The 23,334-nt window shown below is 62.9% G+C and carries 24 protein-coding genes and 1 pseudogene; 11 read left to right on the top strand and 14 right to left on the bottom strand.

Annotated features, from left to right (window positions below):
• The first annotated feature begins 99 nt into the window (after positions 1 to 99).
• From VWZ81_RS01915 to VWZ81_RS01900, 4 genes are read left to right on the top strand one after another with little or no spacing between them, the layout of a single operon-like run.
• The gene (locus VWZ81_RS01915) at positions 100 to 762 is read left to right on the top strand and encodes an ABC transporter ATP-binding protein (protein WP_340546182.1); all 663 of its coding nucleotides are present in this window, start codon (positions 100 to 102) and stop codon (positions 760 to 762) included.
• Positions 737 to 2,446 (top strand): capsule biosynthesis protein, encoded by a 1,710-nt coding sequence (locus VWZ81_RS01910; protein WP_416541910.1) that lies wholly within the window; start codon positions 737 to 739, stop codon positions 2,444 to 2,446. The genes VWZ81_RS01915 and VWZ81_RS01910 overlap by 26 nt, the downstream gene beginning before the upstream one ends.
• A gap of 4 nt (positions 2,447 to 2,450) precedes the next feature.
• Complete coding sequence (gene kdsA / locus VWZ81_RS01905; RefSeq protein ID WP_340546184.1) at positions 2,451 to 3,284, top strand: 3-deoxy-8-phosphooctulonate synthase; 834 nt, start codon at positions 2,451 to 2,453, stop codon at positions 3,282 to 3,284.
• A 21-nt stretch (positions 3,285 to 3,305) separates the two neighbouring features.
• Entirely contained in the window at positions 3,306 to 4,802 is a 1,497-nt protein-coding gene (locus VWZ81_RS01900) for a phosphomannomutase/phosphoglucomutase (protein ID WP_416541909.1), read from the top strand.
• Positions 4,803 to 4,897: 95 nt separating this feature from the next.
• Here the strand turns inward: VWZ81_RS01900 and VWZ81_RS01895 are convergent, their stop codons facing one another.
• Positions 4,898 to 6,850, bottom strand: a complete 1,953-nt coding sequence (locus VWZ81_RS01895) for an AsmA family protein (protein WP_416541908.1) — start codon at positions 6,848 to 6,850, stop codon at positions 4,898 to 4,900.
• Positions 6,851 to 7,229: 379 nt separating this feature from the next.
• Between VWZ81_RS01895 and rimO the strand changes: the two genes are divergently transcribed.
• Positions 7,230 to 8,648, top strand: coding sequence for a 30S ribosomal protein S12 methylthiotransferase RimO (rimO, locus tag VWZ81_RS01890; RefSeq protein WP_416541907.1), 1,419 nt, complete (start codon positions 7,230 to 7,232; stop codon positions 8,646 to 8,648).
• On the opposite strand, the gene VWZ81_RS01885 is transcribed toward rimO, so the two are convergent.
• The gene (locus VWZ81_RS01885; protein ID WP_416541906.1) at positions 8,643 to 9,875 is read right to left on the bottom strand and encodes a DUF3644 domain-containing protein; all 1,233 of its coding nucleotides are present in this window, start codon (positions 9,873 to 9,875) and stop codon (positions 8,643 to 8,645) included. The two genes, rimO and VWZ81_RS01885, sit on opposite strands and share 6 nt — an antisense overlap.
• Before the next feature lie 353 nt (positions 9,876 to 10,228).
• Between VWZ81_RS01885 and VWZ81_RS01880 the strand changes: the two genes are divergently transcribed.
• Positions 10,229 to 10,612 carry a thiol-disulfide oxidoreductase DCC family protein gene (locus VWZ81_RS01880; RefSeq protein WP_340546189.1) on the top strand — a complete coding sequence of 128 codons (384 nt, stop codon included), beginning with the start codon at positions 10,229 to 10,231 and terminating at the stop codon, positions 10,610 to 10,612.
• Positions 10,613 to 10,622: 10 nt separating this feature from the next.
• Here VWZ81_RS01880 and VWZ81_RS01875 read toward each other — a convergent pair whose 3' ends face one another.
• From VWZ81_RS01875 to VWZ81_RS01860, 4 genes and pseudogenes are all read right to left on the bottom strand, one after another.
• Entirely contained in the window at positions 10,623 to 10,874 is a 252-nt protein-coding gene (locus VWZ81_RS01875) for a DUF6455 family protein (protein ID WP_416541905.1), read from the bottom strand.
• 1 nt (position 10,875) lies between these two features.
• Positions 10,876 to 11,169: a DUF6455 family protein gene (locus VWZ81_RS01870; protein ID WP_340546191.1), complete on the bottom strand. Its 294-nt coding sequence runs from the start codon at positions 11,167 to 11,169 to the stop codon at positions 10,876 to 10,878.
• Positions 11,170 to 11,264: 95 nt separating this feature from the next.
• Positions 11,265 to 11,651, bottom strand: coding sequence for a YigZ family protein (locus VWZ81_RS01865; RefSeq protein ID WP_416541904.1), 387 nt, complete (start codon positions 11,649 to 11,651; stop codon positions 11,265 to 11,267).
• Positions 11,648 to 11,917: pseudogene (locus tag VWZ81_RS01860) on the bottom strand (M48 family metalloprotease); the annotation flags it as partial. The gene VWZ81_RS01865 and the pseudogene VWZ81_RS01860, both read right to left, overlap by 4 nt.
• Before the next feature lie 182 nt (positions 11,918 to 12,099).
• Here VWZ81_RS01860 and VWZ81_RS01855 point away from each other — a divergent pair.
• Positions 12,100 to 12,354, top strand: a complete 255-nt coding sequence (locus VWZ81_RS01855; RefSeq protein WP_340546194.1) for a hypothetical protein — start codon at positions 12,100 to 12,102, stop codon at positions 12,352 to 12,354.
• A gap of 64 nt (positions 12,355 to 12,418) precedes the next feature.
• On the opposite strand, the gene VWZ81_RS01850 is transcribed toward VWZ81_RS01855, so the two are convergent.
• A complete protein-coding gene (locus VWZ81_RS01850) occupies positions 12,419 to 12,715 on the bottom strand; it encodes a DUF167 domain-containing protein (RefSeq protein ID WP_416542442.1) in 297 nt (98 codons plus the stop codon).
• Positions 12,716 to 12,926: 211 nt separating this feature from the next.
• On the opposite strand from VWZ81_RS01850, the gene VWZ81_RS01845 reads away from it, so the two are divergent.
• Together VWZ81_RS01845 and VWZ81_RS01840 are read left to right on the top strand one after the other, a co-directional pair.
• On the top strand, positions 12,927 to 13,505 hold the full coding sequence (locus VWZ81_RS01845; RefSeq protein ID WP_416541903.1) for a nitroreductase family protein: 579 nt from the start codon (positions 12,927 to 12,929) through the stop codon (positions 13,503 to 13,505).
• Complete coding sequence (locus tag VWZ81_RS01840) at positions 13,502 to 14,206, top strand: EI24 domain-containing protein (protein WP_340546196.1); 705 nt, start codon at positions 13,502 to 13,504, stop codon at positions 14,204 to 14,206. Before VWZ81_RS01845 ends, VWZ81_RS01840 begins: the two co-directional genes overlap by 4 nt.
• Before the next feature lie 98 nt (positions 14,207 to 14,304).
• On the opposite strand, the gene VWZ81_RS01835 is transcribed toward VWZ81_RS01840, so the two are convergent.
• Both VWZ81_RS01835 and mce read right to left on the bottom strand, forming a co-directional pair.
• Positions 14,305 to 14,580: a DUF1467 family protein gene (locus VWZ81_RS01835; protein ID WP_340546197.1), complete on the bottom strand. Its 276-nt coding sequence runs from the start codon at positions 14,578 to 14,580 to the stop codon at positions 14,305 to 14,307.
• A 57-nt stretch (positions 14,581 to 14,637) separates the two neighbouring features.
• Positions 14,638 to 15,042, bottom strand: a complete 405-nt coding sequence (mce, locus tag VWZ81_RS01830) for a methylmalonyl-CoA epimerase (protein ID WP_340546198.1) — start codon at positions 15,040 to 15,042, stop codon at positions 14,638 to 14,640.
• A gap of 222 nt (positions 15,043 to 15,264) precedes the next feature.
• On the opposite strand from mce, the gene VWZ81_RS01825 reads away from it, so the two are divergent.
• Both VWZ81_RS01825 and VWZ81_RS01820 read left to right on the top strand, forming a co-directional pair.
• Positions 15,265 to 15,984: a response regulator gene (locus tag VWZ81_RS01825; RefSeq protein ID WP_340546199.1), complete on the top strand. Its 720-nt coding sequence runs from the start codon at positions 15,265 to 15,267 to the stop codon at positions 15,982 to 15,984.
• Between the two features lies 1 nt (position 15,985).
• Complete coding sequence (locus tag VWZ81_RS01820) at positions 15,986 to 16,126, top strand: hypothetical protein (RefSeq protein WP_340546200.1); 141 nt, start codon at positions 15,986 to 15,988, stop codon at positions 16,124 to 16,126.
• Between the two features lie 285 nt (positions 16,127 to 16,411).
• Here the strand turns inward: VWZ81_RS01820 and VWZ81_RS01815 are convergent, their stop codons facing one another.
• The 5 genes from VWZ81_RS01815 to VWZ81_RS01795 all read right to left on the bottom strand — a co-directional run bounded on the left by VWZ81_RS01815 (position 16,412) and on the right by VWZ81_RS01795 (position 23,213).
• The gene (locus VWZ81_RS01815; RefSeq protein ID WP_416541902.1) at positions 16,412 to 17,671 is read right to left on the bottom strand and encodes a DUF1501 domain-containing protein; all 1,260 of its coding nucleotides are present in this window, start codon (positions 17,669 to 17,671) and stop codon (positions 16,412 to 16,414) included.
• A gap of 13 nt (positions 17,672 to 17,684) precedes the next feature.
• Positions 17,685 to 19,094, bottom strand: a complete 1,410-nt coding sequence (locus VWZ81_RS01810; RefSeq protein ID WP_416541901.1) for a DUF1800 domain-containing protein — start codon at positions 19,092 to 19,094, stop codon at positions 17,685 to 17,687.
• Positions 19,095 to 19,306: 212 nt separating this feature from the next.
• Complete coding sequence (gene aspS / locus VWZ81_RS01805) at positions 19,307 to 21,091, bottom strand: aspartate--tRNA ligase (protein ID WP_340546345.1); 1,785 nt, start codon at positions 21,089 to 21,091, stop codon at positions 19,307 to 19,309.
• A 371-nt stretch (positions 21,092 to 21,462) separates the two neighbouring features.
• A complete protein-coding gene (locus VWZ81_RS01800; RefSeq protein WP_416541900.1) occupies positions 21,463 to 22,116 on the bottom strand; it encodes an aminotransferase class IV family protein in 654 nt (217 codons plus the stop codon).
• Positions 22,059 to 23,213, bottom strand: a complete 1,155-nt coding sequence (locus VWZ81_RS01795) for an aminodeoxychorismate synthase component I (protein WP_416541899.1) — start codon at positions 23,211 to 23,213, stop codon at positions 22,059 to 22,061. Before VWZ81_RS01795 ends, VWZ81_RS01800 begins: the two co-directional genes overlap by 58 nt.
• Positions 23,214 to 23,334: the final 121 nt, after the last annotated feature.

The following is a 23,334-nucleotide window of genomic DNA, read 5'->3' as shown; positions in this document are numbered from 1 at the left end:
CAAATCTGTTAGTGCAGTCATAAGGCCGCCGGGATCCGCCTGGCGCATGATGAGGATCAGAGACCCCGAACGGGGCCGAGAGCAGCACCGGAACCCGCGATGCTTGAGTTTGAAAACGTGAGCAAGTCCTTCTGGACCGGCACCCAGCGCAAGGTGATCCTTGACCGGGTGTCCTTTCGCGTTGAACTTGGTAAATCCATGGGGGTGCTGGCGCCGAATGGCACCGGCAAGACCACATTGATCAATATGATGGCGGGGCTGGAAAAACCCGACGAGGGCGATATCCGCCGGGGCTGCCGGATTTCCTTCCCCCTCGGCTTCATGGGTGGCGTTATCAACCGCCTCTCGGCGATGGCCAATGCCCGCTATATCGCCAATCTCTATGGGCTGGATCCCGATTATGTTGAGGCCTACTGCCGCTGGCTCTGCGGTCTGGGGGAATATTTCGACCAACCGGTCGGCACCTATTCCTCCGGGATGCGGGCGCGGTTCAGTTTTGCGCTGATGCTGGCGCTGGATTTTGATATCTTCCTCATCGACGAGGGGATGCCCAGCACCACGGATGTGGAGTTCAACAAGAAGGCCGGCGCCATCCTGCAGGAGCGGCTGGAAACCACCACCATCATCATGGTGTCGCACCAGCCCAAGACGCTGGAGAAATTCGTCCGCTCTGCGGCTGTTCTGGTTGATGGCCAATTGCATATGTTTGAAACCTTGGAAGAAGCGAAACAGCTCTATGACTACCAAACCCAAGGCGAGTAAATTCCGCGTCCGCCGGAGCGGCACCACGGCAGCGCAGCCTGCCGCCGCGCGCCCCGTGCCGCCACCGGGCGCCGCTCAGGCTGGCGCTGGCGCCCTGTCTGCGAGTGTAGCAAGCGCGGCGAGTGCGGCGAGTGCAGCAGCGGATAGCGCTACGGTAAAACCGACAGCCGCAGATGAGCCTGTCATCATCAAGGAACCCGCCGCCGCGCAATCCGGCAACGCGAAGCCCGGCAAGCCGTCCACCAATCTGGATGACATCCGCAAGGAAGGGCTGACCGGCCGTCAATTGCGACTGGCGCGCCGCATCGCCCAGAAGAACAACCTGGCCGCCACCTCTGATTTCGACGCGGTCCGCCAGCTGCGACTAAAGGGCATCGATCCGTTCCAGCGCGCCAATATGCTGGAGCTTGTGGTCCAGCCCAACAAGGCCCAGCCGACGGGCAGCCCGCCTGCCCCGGGCGGCGTGCAACTGCCGCAGACAGTCCCCGTCGACAAGATATCCCTGCCCGCCCAAGAGCTGAGCCCTGCGGAGCGGCGCAACCGGGAAATCAAGCAAATTCAGCGCGATATTGCGCGCCGCCGTCGCCGCCGGTTGCTTCTGCTGGGCGCGCGTCTGGCGTTTTTCGTCATGCTGCCCACGCTTCTTGCGGGATATTATTTCTACAGCGTCGCAACGCCGATGTATGCCGCGAAATCCGAGTTCCTCGTGCTCAAGGCTGACAGCGCAGGCAGTGGTGGCGGTCTTGGCGGGTTGCTCAGCGGCACCCAGTTTGCCACCAGCCAGGATTCGATCGCGGTCCAGAGCTATCTGCAATCGAAGGAGGCGATGCTGCGGCTGGACCGCGAGATCGGATTCAAGTCGCATTTCACCCAAGAGTGGATTGATCCGATCCAACGGCTGAACGACAACCCCACCAATGAGGAAGCCTATAAGACCTATTCGCGCCACGTGAAGATCGGTTACGACCCGACCGAAGGTGTGGTCCGCATGGAAGTCACTGCAGCGGATCCGCAGATCTCGGCGGAGTTTTCGCGCAAGCTGATCAGCTATGCGCAGGAAAAGGTGAACCAGCTGTCGGTGCAAAAACGCTCCGATCAGGTGGGGGATGCCGAAACCGCGCTGGAGATGGCCGAAGAAAAACGCCGCAATGCCCAGGAAACACTGGTGCGGCTGCAACAGCGCGGCACCGTGCTGGACCCCGAAGGCGTGATCATGTCGCTGCGTTCGCAGATCAGCACCTTTGAACTTCAGCGCCAGGAAAAGGAGCTGGAGCTGGCGGCCCTGCTGGACAATACCCGCCCAAATCAGGCCAAGGTGGATGGCGCGCGCGCCGATATCGCGCGGCTGAACAGCCTGATCCAGCGGCTAAACGATCGCATGATTGACGCCTCGGCCGGCGAAAACTCGCTTGCCAGCCTGACGGTGCAGATCCAGATGGCGCAGGCTGATCTGGCGACCCGCGATCTGATGCTGCAATCGGCGCTGCAACAGGTTGAACAGACCCGCATGGAGGCAAACCGCCAGGTGCGCTATCTCACCACGGCGGTAGAACCCGTTCCCAGCGAGGAAGCGACCTATCCCCGCCGATTTGAAAATACGATTTTGGCATTCCTGATCTTTTCCGGTATCTACCTGATGTGCTCGCTTACTGCGTCCATCCTCCGAGAACAGGTTTCGTCATAACGCCATGAAAAATATTTCCGTCGCCGATCTCAGCATCGGCAATGACCGCCCGCTGACCCTGATTGCAGGACCCTGCCAGCTGGAAAGCCTCGATCATGCCCGCATGATCGCGGGCCAGATGAAAGAGGCCTGCGCCAGATACGGCGCGCAATATGTGTTCAAGGCGTCCTACGACAAGGCCAACCGGACCTCGCTCTCCGGCAAACGCGGGCTGGGCGTCGATGAGGGGCTGAAGGTGCTTCAGACCATCGCCCGCGAATTTGATGTGCCGGTGCTGACCGATGTCCACACCGAGGCGCAATGCGCGGTGGCGGCTGAGGCCGTGGATATCCTGCAAATCCCGGCGTTTCTGTGCCGCCAGACCGACATGCTGCTGGCCGCAGGCAGGACCGGCAAGGCCGTGAACATCAAGAAGGGCCAGTTTCTGGCGCCCTGGGATATGGCCAATGTGGTCGCCAAGGTGGAAAGCACCGGCAATGAGAACATCCTTCTGACCGAGCGCGGCACCTCCTTTGGCTATAACACGCTGGTGGCTGACATGCGCTCGCTGCCGCAGATGGCGCAGGGCGGCTACCCGGTGGTGATGGACGCCACCCATTCGGTGCAACAGCCCGGTGGCAAGGGCGGCTCCACCGGTGGGCAGCGCGAATTTGCGCCGCTGATGGCGCGGGCAGCGGTATCGCTTGGCATTGCGGCGGTGTTCATCGAAACCCACGAAGACCCGGATAACGCGCCCAGCGATGGGCCCAACATGATCTACCTCGACCAGATGCCGAAGCTGATCGAGACGCTGATGCGTTTTGATGCCCTGGCCAAGGCCGATCCCATCCGCATCTGATTGACAAGAGAGCCGAGTGACATGACCAAACCCATCCCCGAGGTGCGCCCGAACACCTGGAGCTTTCTGCGCGATCCGATGATCACGCCCACCGGTTTTCGCGAATATGACGCGCGCTGGAAATACCCCGAGGAAATCAACCTGCCCGGCATGACTGCGCTGGGGCTGGGACTGGGCACGCAGATGCACAAGCGCGGCATCCCGCCGGTGATCGCCGTAGCCAATGACTATCGCGACTATTCCGTCGCCATCAAACAGGCGCTGATCATCGGCCTGATGCAGGCTGGCATCGAGGTGCGCGATATCGGCCCGGCGCTGTCGCCGATGGCGTATTTCGCGCAGTTCCATCTGGATGTGCCTGCCGTGGCCATGGTCACCGCCAGCCACAACCCCAACGGCTGGACCGGGGTCAAGATGGGCTTTGAACGCCCGCTGACCCACGGCCCGGACGAAATGGGTGAGCTGCGCGATATCGTCCTGAATGGTGAGGGCGTGGCCCGTCCCGGCGGCTCCTATCAGTTTGTGGATGGCGTAAAAGAGGCCTATCTGGACGATCTGGTCGGGGATTTCAAAATGTCTCGCCCGCTGAAGGTGGTCTGCGCCACCGGCAACGGCACCGCCTCGGCCTTTGCGCCGGAGCTGTTTGAGCGCATGGGCGTTGAGGTGGTCGATAGCCATAACAGGCTGGATTACAGCTTTCCGAACTACAATCCCAATCCTGAAGCGATGGAAATGCTGCACGATATGTCCGCCAGCGTAAAAGCCTCGGGCGCTGACATGGCGCTTGGCTTTGATGGCGACGGCGATCGCTGCGGCGTGGTGGATGATGAGGGCGAGGAGATCTTTGCCGATAAGGTCGGCGTCATCATGGCGCGTGATCTGAGCAAGATTTACCCGAATGCGACCTTTGTGGCGGATGTGAAATCCACCGGGCTGTTTGCCTCCGACCCCGAGCTGAAGGCCAATGGCGTGACCGCGGACTACTGGAAAACCGGTCACAGCCACATGAAACGCCGGGTGAAGGAGATCGGCGCGCTGGCAGGGTTCGAAAAATCCGGCCACTACTTCCTCGCCGAACCTGTGGGCCGGGGCTATGACTGCGGCATGCGGGTCGCGGTCGAGATCTGCAAGCTGATGGATCGCAACCCGGACAAGAGCATGTCGGACCTGAGGAAAGCACTGCCCAAGACCTGGGCGACGCCGACCATGTCGCCCTATTGTGCCGATACCGAGAAATATACCGTGCTGGAGCGGCTGGTGGAGAAACTGGTCGCCAAGGCCGAGGCGGGCGAGACGCTGGCAGACCGCCCCATCAAGGAAGTCGTCACCGTGAACGGTGCGCGTATGATCCTGGATAACGGCTCCTGGGGGCTGGTGCGGGCATCCTCCAATACGCCGAACCTCGTTGTGGTCTGCGAAAGCAGCGAGAGCGAGGCCGAGTTGCGCCAGATCTTTGCCGAGATTGACGCGGTCATCCGCACCGAACCGCTGGTCGGGGACTACGATCAGACCTTTTGATCATTCCGGCAACTGAGATAAAAACGCCCGCCATTGGCGGGCGTTTTTATGTTGTCGGCACTGTGGGATCTGGCCACTCGAATCTGGCGGCTGGATCAATCGCCGCCCAGAAGCCGCAACAGCTGATCCTTGGCCTCTTTCTCGATCCGGTCGCGGATGGCCTCATTGATGTCCTGCTCCGGCGCGATCTCTGTATCCAGCTCTTCGGCCAGCTTTTGGCGCAGGCGATCCTTGGCCTGTTGTTCCACCGCGTCGATTTCCGGCTCCAGCGCGCGTTTCAGATCCGGCCGAATCTTGGGATCGCTCCAGGGACCGGTGATCGCAACGGGGATCGACAGACGGGTGCTGCCGTCGCCGCGTTGCAGGCTCGGGGTGAACAGGTAGTCCAGATCCTGAGCCCCCAGCCCGATGCGGCCTTCTCCTTCGGCGCGCCACCCGCGCAGGCTCAACAGCAGATCCTGATTGAGCAGATTGCCGCCCTCGATCGTATAGCTGGCGGTCAGCCGGTCAAAGAGGGTGCTGCCGCCATTGCCGCTGCCGCTGCGCATCAGCTCTTCCAGATCGAAGCCGGTAAAGAACCCCTTGCCGACCTCCAGCCAACCTTTGCCGCTGAGCGAGGACATGATCTCTGCCACCGAATTGCCGACACCCAGATACTCAAGCTCGCCCAGCGCCTCACCATTGAGGCGGTCATAGCCCATGGTCTGCCCCAGCGCCTGTTCCAGCCGGATATCCTGAAAGCCCAGCTTACCGCCGACCGACAGCCCGTTGCGGTTGTTGACCACCAGCTGCCCCTGCAACTGACCGTCAAAGACCGTGGCGGGCTGGAATTTCAGAACCGCACGCGACCGGTCAAGGGTCAGGTCCAGCGAGCTGGGCCCAAGGCGGACAGATCCGGTCTCCACCCCCTGCACCTCCAGCGAAATCGCGGCATTGAGCGCGGCGAGCCAGCTGAAGTCCATCGGCGTGCGCGACCAGCCATCGCTGACCGGATCGTCACCATTGCCCGCAGCGGCGGCGGCCGGCAGATCGGCCTCTCCCGAGGGCAGCAGCGCCGACAGATCCAGCTGATCCCCGCTGAGCCGCGCCGTCACCATCGGCACATCGCCCAGCACCACGTCGGCAGCTCCGCGCAGCCTGTTGGCATCCGCCTCCAGCGTCAGATCCCGCAGCGCCAGCCGCCCGTCGGGGGTATAGGTGAGATCAGACCCGATGAGCCAGCTGTCCACCACCGGGGTCTCGATCCCGTCTGCCGCACCAAGCACCGCAAGGCTGCGCGCCAGATCGGTGCTCTTGCCGGTCACCCGCCCGGTGGCGGCGCCATTGATATCCGCCCGCCCGTCAAAGCGCAGCTCCGTATCGTCAGCGCTAAGCGACGCCCCGACCGAGGCCACCTGACCCGCGAGGAAGGCCTCGAACGTGCCGATTTCGGCGGCGATCTGCACCGGCGCCCCAGCCGGGCGCAGCGTCACATCGGCAATCACGGTGCCCGTGGGATCAGGCCATTGCAGCGCCAGGTCGACCTGTTTCATCTCAATCGGGGTTTCGCCATGGGGGGCGTATCGCAGGCTGGCGCCGGTGAGGGTCAGCGCCTCGATGCTGATCGGCAGGCTCTCCATCGTGCCGGAGGGGGCCGCCGGGGTCTCCACCGCGCCGGATGCGAGTGGCTCAAGCACCCAGTTGCCGGTGCCATCCGCGCGGGTGCTGAGGTTCAGCTGCGGCAGGACAGCCGACAATTCGGTGATCCTGACCTGACCGCGCAGGAGATCCGCCGCCGCAACCCCAATGGTCAGCCGTTCCGCCGTCAGCATCGGCTCAGGCCCAGCCCAGGGCGCGTTTGACAGCGCCACACGGTCTGCCTTCACTCCCAGCGTCGGCCAGAGCGTATATCCCACGCGCCCGCCAAAGGTGACCGTGCGACCGGTCTGCTTTTCGATCTGGGTTGCCGCCAGCTGGGCCAGCTTCTCCCCTGGCAGCAGTAACAACCCAGCCAGCAGCAGCACCAGCGCCACCACCAGCGCCGCAATGACCCGGATTATCAGCCTCATCACCCCACTCCTCTTGCCTTGCCCCCGTATTCCCCACGGGGTTTTGCGCAGCTTACCGCCTGCGCGCAGGGGTGCAATGCAGGAAGCCCCCGCGCAGCATCAAAGGTTTGCATGTTTGCATCAGAGGTTTATCGCAACCGGAACCGCTGGCGCAGGCCCAGACGCCCGAGGGCGACAGCACAGGTCACAGCATAAAATCGCCCGCTCTTCGCGTCTCACTTGCGCTCGGGATCACTATGGCTGTTCCGCAGGCTACGGGCCCTGGCCTGCCACCTTCAACACAGGAAGCGCGATATTGCACCGCCCCGCTGCACAGGTGGTGACGCTGAATACCCCTGTTTTCCTTGCCTCCTGCCGCAGTCCTGATATACGCGCGCGCATGACACAGACACCCGGTTCAGCCAACCCGCCCAGCCTCCGTCCCGACCTTGCCCCGGAACCGCAGTTCCGCGACAAACCCCGTGACGGCCAGCCGACCCTCGGCATGGTGTCGCTTGGCTGCCCAAAGGCGCTGGTCGACAGCGAGCGGATCCTGACCCGGCTGCGCGCCGAAGGCTACGGCATCTCGCCCGATTACGCGGGCGCGGACGCGGTGATCGTCAACACCTGCGGCTTCCTCGACAGCGCCAAGGCCGAAAGCCTGGAGGCGATCGGCGAGGCGCTGAAGGAAAACGGCAAGGTGATCGTCACCGGCTGCCTCGGCGCCGAGCCGGACTACATCCGCGAGCATCACCCGCGCATCCACGCGGTCACTGGCCCGCATCAGTATGAACAGGTGCTGGACGCGGTGCATTCCGCGGTGCCGCCCGCCCCGAACCCTTATGTAGACCTCTTGCCCGCAACCGGCGTCCGGCTCACCCCGCGCCACTTCAGCTATCTGAAGATCTCCGAGGGCTGCAACCACAAGTGCAAGTTCTGCATCATCCCGGACATGCGCGGCAAACTGGCGTCGCGCCCGGTGCACGCGGTGCTGCGCGAGGCGGAGAAGCTGGTGGAGGCCGGGGTGCGCGAACTCTTGGTGATCAGCCAGGACACTTCCGCCTATGGCCTTGACCGCAAGTATTCCGCGCATCCGTGGAAGGGCGCCGACGTGCGCAGCCATATCCTCGACCTCAGCCGCGAGCTGGGCAGGCTGGCCCCGGCAGAGGACCTCTGGGTGCGGCTGCACTATGTCTACCCCTACCCGCATGTGCGCGAGCTGATCCCGCTGATGGCGGACCCTGAGAATGCGCTCTTGCCCTATCTGGACATCCCCTTCCAGCATGCCCACCCGGATGTGCTGCGCCGCATGGCCCGGCCCGCAGCGGCGGCCAAGACGCTGGACGAGATCAACGCCTGGCGCGCCACCTGCCCGGACATCACCCTGCGCTCCACCTTCATCGTCGGCTTCCCCGGCGAGACCGAGGCGGAGTTCCAGCACCTTCTGGACTGGATGGACGAGGCGCAGCTGGACCGGGTCGGCTGCTTCAAATACGAAAACGTCGACGGCGCGCGCTCCAACGATCTGCCGGACCATGTGCCGGAAGAAGTAAAGCAGGAGCGCTGGGAGCGGTTCATGGAGAAGGCCCAGGCGATTTCCGAGGCCAAGCTCGCGGCCAAGGTCGGCCAGACGATGCAGGTCATCGTGGACGACATCGACGAAGACGGCATCGCCACCTGCCGCACCAAGGCCGACGCGCCGGAGATCGACGGCAACCTGTTCATTGATGAGGGAACGGAGCGGTTGCAGGCTGGCGATCTGGTGACGGTCGAGGTGGATGAGGCCGGGGAGTATGACCTGTGGGGAAGGACTCTATAGTTTGTAAGAACACAGTTCAGCGAGGTTCTGCTCGTCGGCGATATAGTCGCTCACAAACTGAACCCACTTGTCTGAATAGGTGTAGTCCTTGTGAGCAGAGTGATAGACACAGTAATCAGCGTTTGTATTTTCAGGCTGCGCCACCCCTGCTTTCGGCCGCACATCGAATTTCCGCCATGCTTGAGTATGATTGTGTGGAGTGAACTGTCGGCCAGATTTTTCTGAAATTTTCTTTGCGGCCACACTTGGCTTGTGTGGATAAAGCTTGTCGGAAATTTCTTTCTTTATTAGGACGTTTTTCACATCTTCCGCGACCTCGTCCGTAGGGTGAACAAACTTAATGTGTGATTTTGATTTTGTTGAATTTTCGAACGTGTAGACTACGCGAAACCTGTACTCCAAGTCGGACAGTCTATCATCCCCAAGTTCTTCCTCAAGCTTCTTATCAATAGCTTCGATTCCAGGAGGCACATCAAATTCCTGCAACTGCGTAACTTGATCAAATCCCACCTTTGCAAACTGTAGAGAAAACGTCAGCTCATTCTTCAGCGTTTTTTCCTCTCCAAATAAGTCACAGAGCACTTTATCAAAGTTCAAGCAACAAGCTTGAAATATTGACAGGAACTTCAAATCTGCCCGCCTCAAAAGCAAATGCTCTACTTGATCTCTTATCTCTTTGATCGCTTGCAGATTATCTTTCATACCTTGAGACAACGGCGCATCTTCACGCGCGATCATCTGGCTAAGAAGTAGAGACCTACCATCGACAACAATATCTTCGCCCTTTCGCTTATAGTGCTCGTGCAGGAGGTAGGTCCAAGCAATGTTGGCCAGGACAGAGAATACTTCACTCTTGAACATTAGGGCCGGACTATTGAACACTTGCACTGCGAGGATCATAGCTTCACGTGCTCGTATTAGTCTCTCGTCAGAATAAAGATTTAGACCAGTGATCGGATCGTGGTGCTTTTGCCTCTCCCGGAAAAACTGGACTTCTTCCTCGCTACTAGGTGATACAGTATCGTCCTGCTTTACCTCCGTTATTCTCGCACTATTGATGGTAGCTGATCGTCCGATATTAATCAGCGCTTGAATATCTTGGTTGCGCTCTCCTTCAGCCAATAGTGCTTTAACAAGCCTTTTCTCTTCGTTGGTCAGAGCCCCCTCAGGTTTCCTAGCAACCATCCCCACCTCAGCTTTTATTTGAATCACCCAAGAACAATACAATCCTAAGACCTTACAAGGTCAAGCACTCCCAGCGCCTGACCCTGGGTGGGTGCGAAGCGCCCTCCCGTGGGGAGGGTCGGGCGCTGAGCCCGCGCTGTGCGCGGGCCTTGGGTCCCCCCTCGCGCCAAATCCGTGCTACGTTCTCCACCAACCGCAATCAGCCCGGGAGAGCGCCCAGCCATGAACGGCACACCGCAACATCACCCCTTGCCGCGTTGTTGGTTGGACGGGGTGGACCGGGATGGATTGTGGCGCGTGGAGTTTTTGGGCTGCCTGTGACCATCTGCCCTTCGTCCGGCGGCGCGGCGCCGCTATATCGTCAGGTATCAGTGTTCAGCAAAGAGGCACCCACCATGCCGACCCCTCAGGATGACAGCACGGAGGTTCTCTACAACGGGGAATGTCCGGTGTGCAGTATCGAGATCCGCCATTATGCCAATCTGGCGGAGCGGCGGGATTTGCCGCTTAGGTTTGATGATCTGAACTCGCAGGATCTGGCGCTGTGGGGCGTGGATGCCGATAGCGCGGCGCGACGGCTGCATGTGCGCCATCGGGGCGAGGTGCTGAGTGGCATCCCGGCGTTTCTGGTGCTTTGGGCGCAGATGCCGGGATATCGCTGGGTCGCGCGGATCGTCGGGTTGCCCGGTCTGCGCCAGCTTGCATCGGCGGCATATGATCACCTGCTGGCGCCGACGCTCTATCGCTGGCACCGCCTGCGGCAGCGTCGCGGGTCGTAGCTGCGATACGTCAGTCGCGCAGCAGCATCAGCTGATCGGCATTGCGGCAGCCGGGCATCGGCGCCTGTGATCGCTCGCGGGTGGCAAGGAAGGCCTCGCAGTGCAGGGTCGCGTCGCAGCTGCGGCAGCGGGTGATCATCGCGGCCCAGTCCTCGGGAGGGATCCGGCCTGCGGCCAGCGCAGCGCTCAGCTCAACCCCCGCAGCCTGCCCCATCCGGGCCATCAGGCGCAGGTGATGGAGCGGATCGCCCAGCGGCCGCATCCTAGCGCTCCTGCTCTGTCTCCGCATCGTTCAGAAAGGCCAGCAGATCGCGGTTGCGGCAGAAATCCGGCGCGTCGGCGCCTGGGCGGCCCCCCTTCGCCAGCCAATTTCGGCAGGCACCGACGCCGCCGCAGCGGGTGCAGCGCAGCACCGCCTCGGCGATCTCGTCAAATCTCAACCGGCCCGAGATGGCTTCTTCCTGTAGGTCCAGCCCCACGGTTGTGGCCATGCTGTCGAAAAGATCGGCATGGGTCTTCAGGTTGTCCCTGCGGCTCTGATCGGTGTAGGTGGTCATCTCGGCGCCCTCGGAAATCATTCATTCTGAGGGCAGCTTAGCCATCTCCGGCGCATTGCGATTTGATGCAGGTCAAAAGGGCGCGTACCCGGCGGTCAGCTGCTCCTGGCCGGGTCGAGATAGGCGCGCACCGCGTCCTGAACCCGGCGAAACCGGTCGCCGCCCAGTTTCTTGCCGCCATACCAGCGGGTGACGATGATCAGGTGATCGCAGAGCCCCTCGCGCTCCATCATGCGCAGGATGACCAAACCGGCGCCGCTTTCGCCGTCATCGGCCTTCAGCGCGCCGGTGGGCAGCTGCGCGGCCCAGGTGTTATGGGTCGCCTTGGCATAGGAGCGGTCGGATTTCAGCGCCGCCAGCACAGCGTCGATCTGCTCGCGGCTGGTGACCCGCGCACCGCTGACCGCATAGCGCGAGCCGCGATCGGTCAGCACGACGCCCAGCTGCCTCAGCGAGGCGACGGCTTGGTCCAGATCGCTCAATTCAGGTTATATTTCTGGATCGTCTGATTGACCACGCGCACCCGGTCCGGGTTGGCCGGATGTGTGCCCAGAAAGCGATCTCCCGGATCCGGCAGCCGGTTGAAGAAGCGCACCCCGATGCTGGGACGATACCCGGCCTTATGGGTGATGATGGTACCCAGCTCATCCGCTTCCAGCTCGAAATTCTTCGAATAGGTGCGCGCGCCGACCACCGCGCCAAGATCCTGGGCGCGGGCCACATCCGCCGCGCTGGCTCCAGAGACGCTGGCACATCCCATCAACAGCAACACCCGACGCATGACATCTCCTTTGCTTTGTCTGTGCCATCTTATCGCGACAGCGGACCGAGGATCAATTGCATGAAGCTCCGGCGGCTGCAATCTGCTGCAAGATCACGTGATGCGACAAAGCCTTGTCAGCGGGGGCGGCCCGGTGGCAAGCTGGGGACATGTTTACCATTGAGCATGAATTCGACGCCACCGTCGTTACGCTCGTCGATGACGAGGCCACCCCGCTGATGGAAGATGTCTCCATCAATATTTTCACAGAATGCGTCACGGTCGAACAGCTGGACCCGCGCACCGACCGGGTTCAGACAATCACCCTGTCGCACAATCAGGTCCGCGATCTTGCAGCGGCGCTGGATCTGCCTGAGGGGGTCTATCGCTTTGCCCGCGATGATGAACCCGAGGCAAAGGGCTGAGATCCATCAGGAGCTGGTGAGGGCGGGCCCCATGGTTGGCGGCGCAGGCCCGGACCCGGAGACCTCAGCGGCGGTAGGCAAAGACCTTCTCCCGAGAGGTCGCGCCGCGCAGCAGTGTCAGCTGCGAGGGGGCAATACCCATCGCGCGGGCCAGCAGCAGCTGCACCGCAGCCGTGGCCTTGCCGTTCTCGGGCGCTGCCGTCACCGTGATCTTGAGCACACCTGCCTGCCCGCAGCTCTCCGCCCCGGCAGGGATAACGGCGTTGCGCGACGCTTTTGGCGTGACGCGGACGGCAATCTCTGCACCGGCGATGGCCAGATGGCTGAGATCGGGGAGGTCTTTCTGCTTTGGCTTGCCCATAGCGGGGTGATCGCGCGGATTGCGGGCAAAATCCATAGACTTTGGCGCTACGACCGGGATATTTCCTGCCTCACACCTCATGTTTGGATCCGGCTGCGGTCCGTGCCTGTCCCCGCTCCGGGCAGGCCAGCTTTGCCAAATTCTCGGATCCCCCTTGAAATCCCGCGCCGCCCTGCCGACATCGGGCGATAGATGTAAAAAGGTTTCACATATGCCCCCTCGCAATGATGCTGCCCTGGCGTTTCTGTTGTCGCGCCGTTCCCGCCCGGCCAAGACGCTGGTGGCCCCGGCCCCAAGCCGCGAGGCGCTGATGCCGCTGTTGACCGCAGCCGCACGCACGCCCGATCACGGCAAGCTGGAGCCCTGGCGTTTCATCGTGATCGAGAAACCCGCGATGGAGCGGCTGGCAGAGCTGACCGGCAAGGCAGGCGAACGACTGGGCAAATCGGCCGAGGATATTGCCAAGGGCCGCAGCCAGTTTGAACTGGGGCAACTGGCGGTCGCCGTGGTGGAGATCCAGAAGGCGAGCCCGAAGATCCCGCCCATCGAGCAGACCTACTCCGCCGGGGCCGTCTGCCTGGCGCTGTTGAACGCGGCTCTTGCGGCCGGCTGGGGCGCCAACTGGCTGTCAGGCTGGGCCAGCCATGATCCCGAGTTCTGCGCCGAAGCCTTTGGCCTGCAGTCGCATGAGCGGATTGCGGGCCTGATCCATATCGCCACCGAAACCAACACACCGCCGGACCGCCCCCGCCCTGATCTGGCGACGCTGACCACCTGGATGGACCAATGATTCTGACAGATTTCTCAAAGGCGCTGAGCCAGATCGGCGATCCCCGCTTTCGCCGGGTCCTGTTTCTGGGCATTGGCCTGACCGTCGCGCTGCTGGTGCTGGCCTATGCGGCGTTTCTGGCATTGATCCAATGGCTGGTCGGTCCGGATGCGACGCTACCGCTGATCGGCCCGGTCACCTGGGTCGATGATCTTCTTTCGATCACCTCGCTGCTGCTGATGCTGGTGCTGTCGGCGTTCCTGATGGTGCCCGTGGCCTCGGCGATTACCTCGATGTTTCTGGATGAGGTCGCACAGGCGGTAGAAGATCGCCACTATCCCGGTCTGCCACCGGCGACCAAGACACCGTTCTGGGATGGCGTGCGCGATACCATCAATTTTCTCGGCGTTCTTGTCGTCGCCAATGTGCTGGCGCTGGTGCTTTACGTGATGCTTGCCCCCTTTGCGCTGTTTATCTTCTGGGGGCTGAACGGGTTCCTTCTGGGGCGGGAGTATTTCACCCTCGCCGCGGCGCGGCGCATTGGCCTGCCGGAAGCCAAACGGCTGCGGCGCAAGCATCTGGGCGCGGTCTGGATCGCCGGTGTGCTGATGGCCATGCCGCTGTCGATTCCGCTGGTGAACCTGCTTATCCCGATCATCGGGGCGGCGACCTTCACCCATCTCTTCCATCGGCTGACCCGGCACGAACTGTCGGCAGGCTGAGCCGCGCGGAGCAAACCGGGGCGGCAAACCGGAGGACAAACATAAAACAGGCGGACCCCTGCCCGCCTGTTGTGATGCCAAAGATATGCTGCGCCGGGTTATTCGGGATCCGGCAGCCGGTCGAACCAGTCAAAATCATTCACCGTGATCCAGCCGCTAAGGATGATCGTTGCAACGATCGCCCAGATGACGGCAGCGGCAATGGTGGTGATCACGGCCTTCTGCTTCAGATAGTGATGCTCGGGCGCACCGGCGTGGGTGCCGGGCACGATCTCGCCTAGGTCGCCCTGCGTCTGAATGCGGATCGGGATCACGATCAGGAACGTCATGAACCAGATCACCGCATAGAGAACCAAACCGGATGTCACACCCATGATAACTGTCCTTCTGAGACCCCCGCCCCACTGCGGAGGGTTAGGGGGCAGATAGCGTCAAACCTGTTCCAATTCCACCAGGCAGCCGTTGAAATCCTTCGGATGCAGGAAAAGAACCGGTTTGCCATGGGCGCCGATCTTGGGTTCGCCCGATCCAAGCACCCGCGCGCCTTCGGCCTTGAGCCGGTCGCGGGCCGCCAGGATATCATCCACCTCGTAGCAGATGTGGTGAATGCCCCCGGCCGGGTTCTTTTCCAGAAACCCCGCAATGGGAGAAGTGTCGCCCAGAGGGTAGAGCAGCTCGATCTTGGTATTGGGCAGTTCGATGAACACGACGGTGACGCCGTGATCGGGCTCATCCTGGGGTGCGCCGACCTTGGCGCCGAGGGTGTTGCGATACTGTGCCGAGGCGGCATCAAGGTCCGGTACGGCAATTGCGACGTGGTTGAGGCGGCCAATCATGGTGCGGTCTCCTGAGTGAACTGATTGCCAAGACTTATCAAAGAGCCATGGCCTGCGGACAAGTGCGCCAATCCGCGCGGCAGAATATTTCCTGCAATAACGCTTCGTTGCGTCGATTTTTGCGCGGTAATTCCATTCAACCTTAGGCTGCGACCTGGATGTTAACCAGCTGTTAGCCCCGTTTCCCTAGCGTTGAGTCGTATCCAGTCAGGAGCCTTAGTCATGGACGATTCGGAACTGTTTGCTGCTGCCCACCGCCTGCCCACCACCAAACGACCTTTGTTGGGGCTGACCATTCTTGTGGTGGAAGACAGTCGATACGCCTGCGAGGCGATGCGTCTGCTGTGCCTGCGCAGCGGTGCGCGGATCCGCCGGGCCGATTGTCTGAAATCCGCCCACCGGCATCTGAAGGTCTACCGCCCCTCGGTCGTTATTGCCGATCTCGGCCTGCCCGATGGGTCGGGCGCCGATCTGATCCGCTCCATGGCGGAGGCCTCGCCGCGTGTCGGCGTGATCCTCGGGATCTCCGGTGATGAAGCAGGTGAGGCGATGGCGATGGACGCCGGGGCCGATGGGTTTCTGGCAAAACCGATCACATCGCTCGCCGCATTCCAATCCGCGATCCTGTCGCGCCTGCCCGCCGAACGCCAGCTCTCCGGCCCCAACCAGCTGACCGATGAGGTGATCGAGCCGGATCTCCTCGCCTTTCAGGATGACATGTCCCATGCCGCAGAGGTGCTGAACGAAGCTGAGGAAGGGCAGACATTGGACTATGTTGCGCAGTTCCTTGGTGGTGTGGCCCGCAGCGTTGGCGACTCACATCTGGCAGGAGCCGCCGCAGATCTGGCCGATGCCCGCAGCAGCGGACGCCCCGTTGCCGCCATTGCCGCCCGTGTCGCCGGGCTGGTTCAGGAACGTCTGAAACAGAAAGTCGCCATCTGAGATGATCGAAATCGTTCTCATCGCCTCAACCACTTTGGGCATTGTCCTATATCTTCAGGCGCGGTTCTCGGCCCGTGAAATCCGCCGTAACCGCGACCGGACATTGGGATCGCTGGTCATCCTTGATCGCAGCGACCGCTGATCTGCCGCGCCACGGGATCACCTGATCCTGGCTGACAGGTCACCCCGTTCGCACCCTTGCTGACAGATCGTTGGGCGAGCATCCTTGCTGACAGGTAGCCCGGTCAGTCTATTGGATGACAGATCGCACGGTCGGTATCGCGGTCGGCAAATGCGCAGCACCCACATAGCGGCGCAAGGCGACAGATCGCGCGAGCCGACACACTCTCGGCCCCTCTCCCATTAACCGCTGACTGGCGGCCCAGTGGCGGAGCCGCAAGCCGCCGCAGCGGTCAGCGCATCCCCGTCAGCGCCGCAGCACCCCCGGCTCAGCGCCCAGCTCGACGCCGGGAAAAACCACATCTGCAATCTGCTGGGCGTCGGTGCCGATCATACCGCGCATGATCCAGCCCATATGGGCCCGCACATCGCCGGTGGGCATCAGATCACGGCGATCAAACAGCGCCGCCTCCTCAAGACCCGGCCACAACCCGTGGACCCGGCCACCCCGGATCGCGCCACCGGCCAGCACCATCGCACCGCCGGTTCCGTGATCGGTGCCGCTGGTCCCGTTCTCGCGCACGGTGCGGCCAAATTCGGTCATCGCCACCACTGCGGTTTTGTCCCAGATCCCCGGCCCAAGATCGCGGTGCAATGTCAGTATGGTATCGGACAGGCGCCCCAGCGCCCGTGTGAGCGCGCCGGTCTGACGGTTGTGCGTATCCCAGCCGTTGATCGAGAAAGCCGCAATCCGGCTGTCACCGCGCAGCTGCTGGGCCGCATAGCTGGCAATCCGCTGATGCGGTCGGGATCGTGCCTTGGCCTGACCTATGCTTCCCGTTGCCTCTGCGCTCCCGGCGCCGCCCGCGTCCATGGGTGCGCTGTCGGCAAGGTCGAGCGCCTCTGCCAGAGCGGCATGAAACAGCGGATCCTGCTCCATCATCAGACCGGCCAGACGTTCGGCCTGCGGGCTGAGAGCCATTTCCGCATCCGGCGACCAGTCGGACACCGGGGCCGCGCCCTGCAACAGTTTCATTTCCCCCTGCCCGATGGCAAAGGCGGTGCGCGCCTCGACACCGGGCGTGATCTGCAACAGCCGGTTCAGCCATCCGTCGCGGCGCTGGTGCAGGCCCGGCGTCCCGGCTTCCAGCAGGTCCTGACCGTCGAAATGGCTGCGCTTGTCGCGATAAGGCGTTGATACCGCGTGAATAAACCCGAGCTGCTCCGCCCGCCACAACGGCATCAAGGGGGCAAGTCCCGGATGCAGGGAAAAATAGCCATCCAGATCGAGCCCGCCATTTTGCGGCCCTCCCCTGAGGCTCGACCGCAGGCCGGCATAGGCCGGATCACCATAGGGCTGGACCACATCGATGGCATCCATGCCGCCGCGCAGGATGATCACCACCAGCCGGCTGTCCCAGGGGGCCGCAGCAAAGCTCACGGGGGCCAGCAGCGGGCTTGCCGCCAGCGAACAGCCAATCAGACCGGAGCGGGCGAGGAAACCGCGCCGGGTCAGGCCCGAGGGGCGGGATGGGCCAGTGAACCCATGACGCGGTGTCTTGGTCATCTCGATCTCCCTCTCAACGCCGCTGAAAGGCGGGTGAGGCCAGGATCAGTCCTATCGCCTCCCGCTCGGTTTCGGCAGCTGTTGCGACGAACCGCAGCTGCGCGGTTTCCCGGCCGCCAAGGGCGCTTCGCAGCAGCTGAAGCGGCGCGGGCAATGGTCCTGCCCCCTGCACCATCACCTGTGTCGGCACCGACATGCACCAGCGCAGCCGCTCCGCCAGAGCCTGCGGCGTGATCCAGGTTGCATCGGCCTCGGGCCAGCCGTCGGGACCGTTGGAGACCTCCCAGCGCTGGCCCATGCGCTGCATCGGACGCAGGAAGAACCGGTTGACCTGCGCCCGGCTCAGCCCGGTCAGCGCGGCAGCTGGCAACGCCAGCGCCCGACAGGCCGAGGCGAGATAGGCAAAGGGCGGTTTGACGTTTTCGAGGTCAGGTTGCCAGGCCGCCGGATGTTCCAGCAGCGCCGCATAGACCTGCGTCAGATCCCCCGATGTCGCCCGGTAGCGGGCCGCCAGATGGGCGACCAGTGCCGGGTCCGGCGTGTCACGGGTGAAATGCACCGCCAGTTTATGCGCCAGATGATCCGCCGTGGCCGGGTGGCGCGCCAGATCCCGCAGCGCCTGTTTGATCGCAGCCAGACCGGTGACCTCGGCATCGTAGCGCTTTCCCAATAGGGTCTCGGCCCCCGGCTCGGCCCATCCCGGCGCAAATTTGAAGCCTTCGGTGGTGTCGTAGATCATGCCGGTGAACAGCTCGGCCAGCTGGCGCACGTCCTGTTGCGTATAAGGCCCGCCAACGCCGAGCGTGTGCAGCTCCAGCACTTCGCGCGCCAGATTCTCATTGAGCCCGACCACCCGCCCCTGACGCTGCGCGACCCGTTTGGCGCGGCGGCTGTTGGGGCCGGTGGACCGGTGCTGGTCCAGGTAATGCAGCATCAGCGGGCTGGTCACAGCCGCAATCAGCAGATCCTCGAACCGCGCGGCAATATGCGGGCGGATCGACGTCTCGACATAGGGGGTGGCAGCGTAGCGCAGCGCGGCAATCTTGCCCTGCGCGGTGAAGTGATCCGCCCAGAACAGGGCAAGCCGTTCGCGAAACCCATGCGGCGTTGTCACGCAGCGCAGCAGCCGTCGAACGAACCAATCCGCCTGATGGTCCCGCATCAGGGCGCGCTGGTGTTTCAGATCCCTGTCGCGCATCTCGAAATCCGGGCTGCCAGCGGCCGCCTTGCGGGCGCGGCGGGCGGCGGAATAGGCCCGAGCATCCGCCAGCGCAGCGTCAAACCCTGGGATCGGCCAGGTCTGCGCCGCATGATCCGGGGCCTGAAGGTCAGCAAGCAGCCGCTCCGGCCCAGCGGCTGGGGCATGCAGCGGCGACAGGCCGCAGCCGAAACGGATCTCCGCCAATTCCCCGTCAAAGCGCATCGCTTTCCCCGCTCATGAGCTGTTGCAACCCGACAAGAGTAGGATATCGCAGCGCCGACACCAGCTGAATTTCTTCAGGCACGCAACTCTCTGCTCATGGGCGCACTGCGGGCCGCCAAGATCGCGCCACAACTCGACGGAGCTGCGGTGCCCGCCGAATCAAAACAGGCCCGGACATCTGTCCGGGCCTGTTTCAGACTGACCTCCAGAGGTTACTGGTCCTGTGGAATCACCCGCAGCCCCAGCTCCATCAGCTGCTCGCTCAGCGGTTCCGACGGGGCCGACATCATCAGATCTTCGGCGCGCTGGTTCATCGGGAACATGATGACCTCGCGGATGTTGGCCTCGTCGGCCAAGAGCATTACCATGCGGTCGATACCGGCCGCGCAGCCGCCGTGCGGCGGGGCGCCGTACTGGAAGGCGTTGACCATGCCGCCAAAGCGTTTTTCGACCTCTTCCTTGCCGTAGCCGGCGATTTCAAAGGCCTTGAACATGATCTCCGGCTTGTGGTTCCGGATCGCGCCGGACACCAGCTCGTAGCCGTTGCAGGCGAGGTCATACTGGTAGCCCTTCACGGCCAGCGGATCGGACAGCAGCGCGTCCATACCGCCCTGCGGCATCGAGAACGGGTTGTGCTCAAAGTCGATCTTGCCGGTTTCCTCGTCCTTCTCGTAGATCGGGAAATCGACGATCCAGGCAAAGGCAAAGCGGTCCTTGTCGATCAGGCCCAGCTCCTCGCCGATGACGGTGCGGGCCTTGCCCGCGACGCCTTCAAACGCCTTCGGCTTGCCGCCGAGGAAGAAGGCCGCGTCACCAACGCCCAGGCCCAGCTGCTGGCGGATCGCCTCGGTGCGCTCAGGGCCGATGTTCTTGGCCAGCGGGCCAGCCGCTTCCATCCCGTTGTCGCCGTCGCGCCAGAAAATATAGCCCATGCCCGGCAGGCCTTCGCCCTGGGCAAACTTGTTCATCCGGTCGCAGAACTTGCGGGAGCCGCCGGTCGGTGCCGGGATCGCGCGCACTTCTGTGCCTTCGTTTTCCAGCAGGTTTGCAAAGATCGCGAACCCAGACCCGCGGAAATGCTCGGAACAGTCCTGCATCTTGATCGGGTTTCTGAGGTCCGGCTTGTCGGTGCCGTACCATTTGGCGGCATCCTTGTAGGAGATCTGCGGCCAGTCGTGCGCCGGGTCCACCTTGCGGCCGCCGCCGAATTCCTCGAACACGCCCGCCATCACCGGCGCGATGGTGTCGAACACATCCTGCTGGGTGACAAAGGACATTTCCATGTCGAGCTGATAAAAATCCGCAGGCGAGCGGTCGGCGCGCGGGTCCTCGTCGCGGAAGCAGGGCGCGATCTGGAAATACTTGTCAAAGCCCGACACCATCATCAGCTGCTTGAACTGCTGCGGCGCCTGCGGCAGCGCATAGAATTTGCCCGGATGCAGGCGCGACGGCACCAGGAAGTCGCGCGCGCCCTCGGGGGAGGAGGCGGTGATGATCGGGGTCTGGTATTCGTTGAAGCCGATGTCCCACATGCGGTTGCGGATCGAACGGATCATGTTGGAGCGCAGCACCATGTTGCGCTGCATCTTCTCGCGGCGCAGGTCCAGATAGCGATAGCGCAGGCGGGTTTCCTCGGGGTATTCCTGTTCGCCGAACACCATCAGCGGCAGTTCCTCGGATTTGCCCAGCACCTCGATATCGCGGATAAAGACTTCGATCTCGCCGGTAGAGATTTTCGGGTTCACCAGGCTCTCATCACGGGCCATGACATTGCCGTCGATGCGGATACACCATTCGGAGCGGACCTTCTCGATCTCGGCAAAGACCGGGCTGTCCGGGTCGGCCATGACCTGGGTCACACCGTAATGGTCGCGCAGGTCGATGAACAACAACCCGCCATGGTCGCGGACGCGGTGGACCCAGCCCGACAGGCGGACGGTTTCACCGACGTTGGATTTGTTCAGTTCTGCGCAGGTATGGCTGCGATAGTCGTGCATGGGGTGACCTTTCATTATACCGGTCTCATGTCCGGGAGGGCCGTCAATCGGGAAATGCGCCAGAACGGCGCGGAATTCGTCCGGGGTGGTACACTAGGTTGCGACGCCGTTGTCAAGCAAACTGGGCGGATTCGACAGCCGCGAGCCACCAATAGTGCCTGTTGCGCGCCCGAGCGAGGGCCTCCCGCCCTCTACGGTCTCATCGCGGACGCGCTGAGACCTCCGACGTTGGGCCGGGCGCCGTGCCTCTGGCACGGCGTCGGTTGCGTTCTGCGGAACCGCAGCGCACCCAATGGTGCGCTGCCACGCCCAAAGGGCAAGGGTCCGCTGGCGTCAGCCAGAAGGGCGGCTTGTCCGCGGGAGCGCCCCCGTCACACCAGACGTGCCGGGATCAGCCCGCGCAGGGAATTGCCCATATGGATGGCCTTGGCACACCTCAGGTCCTCAAGACGCAGCACCGCCTCCTTGCATTCCTCCCGCTCCAGCATCACCTGCCGCAGGATACCCGGCAGCAGGCCGCAGCTGAGCGGCGGCGTGATCACCTGCCCGTCCGGGCGGGTTACAAAGATATTGGTGATGGTGCCCTCACAAACCTCGCCCTGCTCGTTCAGGAACAGGAGTTCATCCACGCCTTCCGGCAGCGTGGCCCGCGCCGCATCGTAGACCGCGCGGCGGGTTGTCTTGTGCTGAAGCCACATGTCGTCCGCTTCCAGCCGGGTCTCCGCGACCCCCAGCCGCGATTCAGAAGGCGTGCCGCCCAGCGGAGCCGTGGTCAGCGCCAGTTGGCCAGCCGCGTCCAGCGTCAGGCGGCAGCGCAGCGGCACCGTATCGGTGGCTTCCGCCAGAACCGCCTCCGCCCGCTTTGGATCGAAAGCGATCCCGAACAGGGCCGCGCTGCGCGCCATCCGGGCCAGATGCAGCCGCAGGTGACGAAATCCCTGCCCCGGATGCCAGCCCAGCGTCTCGATCAGGCCGAAAGCGGGATCGTTCTGGAGGGTGTCACGCGGGCAAAGCGGGCTTTCCATAGGGCTTCCTCATATTCTGCATCTGCGGTGCTGTCCCAGACCACGCCACCGCCCACATTGAGCGTCGCGCGGCCCGCGTCCAGCATCAGCGTGCGGATTGCCACATTGAATTCTGCCCGGCCGTCCGGCGCCGCCCAGCCGATGGTGCCGCAATAGATGTCGCGCGCCCAGGGTTCCAGTTCCGCGAGGATTTCCATCGCGCGAATCTTGGGGGCGCCGGTGATGGAACCGCAGGGAAACAGCGCGGCAAAGATCTCCGCAAGCCCCGCGTCGGGCCGCAATCTGGCGCGGACGGTGGAGACCATCTGATGAACCGTGGCGTAGCTCTCGACCGCAAACAGCTCCGGTACATGCACAGACCCGGTCTCGGCGACGCGTGAGATATCGTTGCGCAAGAGGTCCACGATCATCAGGTTTTCGGCGCGGTTCTTCTCATCCTGGCGCAGAAAGTCGCGGCGGCGGGCATCCTCCAACGGATCGTCGCTGCGCGGCTGGGTGCCCTTCATCGGGCGGGTCTCGATGCCCTCTTCTGCATCCGTGCGGAAAAACAGCTCCGGCGAGCGTGACAACAGGTCCGGCAGCCCCTCCTGTTGGACCAAGGCACCGTGGCCGACGGCCTGTCTGGCCTGAAGCGCGGCATAGATGTCTTCGGATGTCCCATAAGCGTCGGCATCAATCGGGAAGGTCAGGTTGGCCTGATAGATATCGCCCTGGCCAATGTTGCGGTTCACCTCTGCGAAGGCTTCGGCGTAGCGGTCAAAAGTCCAGCGGGGGGTAATTCCTTCAAGACCAGCTTCGCTTTCCGCCTGCGGTCGGGTCCGGCCCCCAATGTTCTGCGCTCGCGGTTCCGCATAGACCCCAAAACAAATGAGCGGCAGCCGCCGCCCCGCAGGCATCCGGCCCGCCAGTTTTGGCTCCAGCGCATAGCCCAGCTCATAGGACGCATAGCCCGCCAGCCAATGGCCGGCGTCGCGCGCCGCATCCAGCGCCGCCAGCGCGGCAGGCACGTCTTCGGCCCGCTCTGCGCGGATCATGCGCAGCGGCGTTTCAAAACATGTCCCGGCCCCCATCGGCCCCTGATCAAAGCGAATCCGCACGTCAGCCTGCTCCGTCGTTATGACCTCTCCACATATATCCGTTCGCTATGCGAACAAAACCCACGGATGCGGCATTTCCAATTCGGTTTCCGATCCCCCTTGAACCTTTCGGTGCGGTCCC

The organism is Phaeobacter sp. JH20_34, from assembly GCF_048056095.1.
GTDB lineage: Bacteria > Pseudomonadota > Alphaproteobacteria > Rhodobacterales > Rhodobacteraceae > Phaeobacter > Phaeobacter bryozoorum.
This window is presented reverse-complemented; position numbering and strand designations above follow the sequence as displayed.